The organism is Pseudomonas edaphica, from assembly GCF_005863185.1.
Lineage (GTDB): Bacteria > Pseudomonadota > Gammaproteobacteria > Pseudomonadales > Pseudomonadaceae > Aquipseudomonas > Aquipseudomonas edaphica.
Genome location: NZ_VBVZ01000577.1, coordinates 1 through 3869, shown reverse-complemented (window position 1 = coordinate 3869; position 3869 = coordinate 1). Strand labels below are relative to the sequence as shown.

The 3869-nt window shown below is 62.0% G+C and carries 4 protein-coding genes; all 4 read right to left on the bottom strand.

Annotation, left to right across the window (positions count from 1 at the left end):
- Nucleotides 1-2 precede the first annotated feature (2 nt).
- A complete protein-coding gene (locus tag FEM54_RS26855) occupies nt 3-686 on the bottom strand; it encodes an EboA domain-containing protein (RefSeq protein WP_138453682.1) in 684 nt (227 codons plus the stop codon).
- Nucleotides 683-1552: a UbiA family prenyltransferase gene (locus tag FEM54_RS26850; protein WP_017136537.1), complete on the bottom strand. Its 870-nt coding sequence runs from the start codon at nt 1550-1552 to the stop codon at nt 683-685. The genes FEM54_RS26855 and FEM54_RS26850 overlap by 4 nt, the downstream gene beginning before the upstream one ends.
- A 5-nt stretch (nt 1553-1557) precedes the next feature.
- On the bottom strand, nt 1558-3423 hold the full coding sequence (locus FEM54_RS26845) for a 3-dehydroquinate synthase (protein WP_138453681.1): 1866 nt from the start codon (nt 3421-3423) through the stop codon (nt 1558-1560).
- A gap of 231 nt (nt 3424-3654) precedes the next feature.
- A partial coding sequence (locus FEM54_RS34440; RefSeq protein ID WP_205894435.1) for a hypothetical protein occupies nt 3655-3869 on the bottom strand: 215 nt, incomplete at its 5' end.

The following is a 3869-nucleotide window of genomic DNA, read 5'->3' as shown; positions in this document are numbered from 1 at the left end:
CATCAGTTCAGGTAGGCGTGCCATTCGGGCGGCAGGCGCAGGCCGCGCAAGCGCTGTAGTTGCGCCGGGCTGAGCAGGTCAAAGGCGATGGCTTTGGGCAAGCCTGGGGATACGGTGCGCGAGGCCGCGAGCTGTTCGTCGAGCAGGTCGAGGGCGAGCTGGTTGAGGGTCACGCTGTGGTGTTGCGCCAGGTTCACCAGGCGCCCGATGTCGAGGCCCATGCCGAGCGCCTTGAGCACCAACTGGTGAAAGGCGCGTTCCGGGTAATGACGTGACGGGTAAGCGGTGTCGAGGGCGAGGGCAGCAAATACCTGGGGGTTACTGGTGCGCCCGGCCTGCAACGCCAGTTCCAGGCACAGCCCGTCGCGGTCGAGCCAGTCGAGGGCGCTGAGCAGGGCGATTTTTTCCTGGTCATCGCCCCACAGGAACAGTTGGCGCAGCAGCGGCAGTTGATAGTCTGCCGGCGTGTGTTCCAGCGCCTTGGCCACCACCAGTGCCCGGGCTGGCGCGACAACGGCGGCAGGCAACTGGCGTTTGCACTGGCCGCACAGCAGCGCCGCCGTGGAAGCATGCGGTTGTTCTTCAAGCTTTGCATGTGCCTGCAACCACCAATGCAGCTGCGTGGCATCCAGCCGTTGGGTGAGGCTCAAGCGAAGGTCGGCGAGGTTATCCGGGCGCATGTTCATGTCGGCTTGATCCAACGCTGAAAGTGGGGAAGCAGGAAAAACACCAGCACACACACCAGGCTGCCCAATGGCTGATTGGCCACCGCCAGCACCAGTGCATCGAACAACGGCAGCGCGGCCAAACCTGCGCCGATAAACGCGCGCACCTGGCGCTGTTGCGGGTGGGCCAGGTGTTTCCAGTAATGCCAGCCCAACCAGCCCAGCCACAGCAGCAATACCGGCCAGAACCACAGGTTGTTGGAGTAGAGCGCCAGGGCCAGCGGGCTGAGCATCAACAGCAGCGGCAGGCGGCTGATCAGTTGGTTGCGGTGCTCCTGGCGGGCCAGGTAGGTCAGGCCGCTGATGTACACGCCAAGCAGAATCGCGCACAGCCAAATCGGCTCCGGCGGCACCGCCAGGCTGGCAGCGGCGGTGAGGTACAGCGCCGAGCGGCAGGCGCCCATCAGCCACACGCTGTGCGCATATTTTTTATGCAGCAGGTTGTAGCCGAAAATGCAGCCCACCAGCAGCACCACGCCGCCTAGCAGCCAATGCGGCGTGTCGATCAAGCGGCTCAGGCCCAGCACCGCCGCTGCCGCGAGTACCAGCAGCAAGGTTGTGGCCAGGCCGACTTGTTGACGGCTGGCAAGTCCCAGGGTGATTGGGCGCGGGTTGTGGTGTTGCGCGTCCCAGTCGGCATCCAGCAGGTCATTCAAGAACATGCCGGCCAGGTACAGCAGCGACAAGGTGGTCAACAGCAGCACCCACACCAGCGAGGAGGGCGGCGCCAAGGCCCCGGCACTGCTGGCGAGCAGGGCGGCGGCCAGGGTGTTGGTCCACACCGTCGGCAGGTTGGACACGCGGCCGAGGGTCATCCAGGTTTTCATCGGGCTCATCGCGCGTAGCCCTCGGTGGCCGCCAGTGCCGGGCTGCTGTGGGCCGCCAGCCGTTGCAGCGCCGTTTGCATTTTTGCGCTGTCGATTGCATGCAGGTCCACCGATTGGCCGATGCAGGTGAGCATGGGGATCGACAGTTGCCCGCCCAAGTGCTGGCGAAATTCCTCCAGGCCGAGCAACAGCGGTGAGCGGCCCTGTGCGTCGGTCACACTCAGTTCCGGCGGGCACAGGTTGAAGCCCAACGTGTGCAGCAGGCTCATCACCCGCTCAGTTTCGGAATCGCTCAACAGGCCCAGTGCGTTCGCGTAAAGCCCATCCAGCGCCATGCCCACGGCTACTGCTTCGCCATGGCGCAGCCGGTGGTGGCTAAGGTTTTCCAGTTTGTGCGCGGCCCAATGCCCATAATCCAGCGGGCGGCCGTTACCGCGCTCGAACGGGTCACCGGCGCCGGTGATATGCCCCAGGTGCAGCTCGGCGCAACGGCGAATCGCGTAGCGGCTGGCCGCGTGGTCGAAGTGGGCGAGGGCGCTGGCATTGGCTTCCATCCACTCGAAGAACGCGGCGTCCTTGATCAGCGCAACTTTCACCGCTTCGGCCAGCCCGGCGATCTGGTCGCGGCGGGTGAGGCTGGTGAGCAACTGGAAGTCGTTGATCACGGCGGTGGCGGGGTAGAACGCGCCGAGCAGATTCTTCTGGCCAAAGGCATTGATGCCGTTTTTGACCCCGATACCGGCATCGTTCTGGGCCAGCACTGTGCTGGGGATGCGGATCAGCCGGATGCCCCGGTGGAAGGTCGCGCAGGCGTAACCCACCGAATCCAGCACCGCGCCGCCGCCCAGGGCCAGCACGTAGCAATGCCGGTCCAGGCCGTGTTGCAGCATGTCGCTGTAGAGCTGTTGCAACACCTCTGAGGTTTTACTCAATTCACCGGCCGGTACGGCGATGGGCGCGGCGAGCAACTGCAGATCGGCATGGGCCGCGAAGTAGGCGTCGATCTGGTCGCGCAACGCGGGCGCGCTGTGCAGCAGTTGCTCGTCGGCGAACACCATCACTGTCACCGGGCCGCTGTGCGCTGCGGTGAGTTGCTGGTGCAAGCATGGGTTGTGCGGGTCGAATAGGTGGTCGGTGAAGATCACCGGGTAGTCATAAGCGACCGTGAACCGCCCACGCAGAGGCTGATCCCCACTTGGCTTGCGTTTGAGCAGGCTGTAAATCGCCACAAATACCAGCGGCAACACCATGCTGGCCAGCACCGTGACCAGCAACGAATTCTGCTCGATCAGGAAGGTACCGATGGCCGTGTAGGCCAGCGCCAGGCCGGCATTGGCGAGGGTGGTGATCAGCAAAAAGGCCCGCAGCGGGTAGCGCTGCATCCCGGCGGCCACCACCGAGGTTTCCGCCAGCACCGGTACACCGCGCAGGCAAATCAACGACAGCGTGCCCAAGCGGTACGCCAACTGCCCGGGCGAGCGCTGATGCAAGCCAAGGCGGCCGGACAGCAAACGAAAATAACCGGCGCCCAACGCATACCCCAAGCCTGCACCCAGGCACAGACCGATAAAAATCACCAGGTAACCGCCAATGCTGCCGAGCATGGCCACCGCCAGCAACGCCACCATGCTCGACGGCACCGGCAGCACCACGTCCAGCGCGAGCAGGGCGACCAGCAGCAGGGCCAGGTTGAACGCCTGGGCAGGCGAGGACGGTTGGTACAGGTTGAGGTGAATCAGGAAGTCTTGGATCTGTTGTTCAAACAACAGAAAGCTGGCAATCACCAGCGCAGAAAAGCACACCAATGACAGCCAAAAGTGTTCGGCTGGCGCCTTTTTCGAGCATGCACGATACCACCGGCTGCGCTTCATCAAAGCATCCCTTTTGAGTATTGAGACTTAAGTTCCGTGTCTGTGCTTGCGCCGTTTTTAGAGCAATAAAACCCCTCACCTGGCTGGCAGGTTTTGTGCGTAATGGCTGATGGCTTTCACGGTATTCATGAACGTAGCCGGTTGTGGTTGTTTTGCAAGTTTGTGCGGGCGGGAGTTTAAAAAGGGCGCTTGAGTGGAGCAGGAGTGGCGATGATTATTCAATATTTACAATTAGTTGTATGGCTTTTTTGTCGGCGTCAAGAAGCTGTTGGTGATGAGTGCTGCAAGTAACAAGTTGATTACAAAATCGTGAGGTTTGTTATGTGAATTATTGCGGCTGGCTATAACAAGTTTATGCGCGCGTAGTTGTCGAGAACTATTCCGTTTAGTGAGTGCGACGATGGTCAATTGTGGGAGCTGGCTTGCCTGCGATAGCGGTGTATAAG

Coding starts and splice junctions, on each gene's coding strand:
- FEM54_RS26855 (WP_138453682.1), bottom strand. CDS start 686: ATGAACATGCGCCCGGATAACCTCGCCGACCTTCGCTTGAGCCTCACC.
- FEM54_RS26850 (WP_017136537.1), bottom strand. CDS start 1,552: ATGAAAACCTGGATGACCCTCGGCCGCGTGTCCAACCTGCCGACGGTG.
- FEM54_RS26845 (WP_138453681.1), bottom strand. CDS start 3,423: ATGAAGCGCAGCCGGTGGTATCGTGCATGCTCGAAAAAGGCGCCAGCC.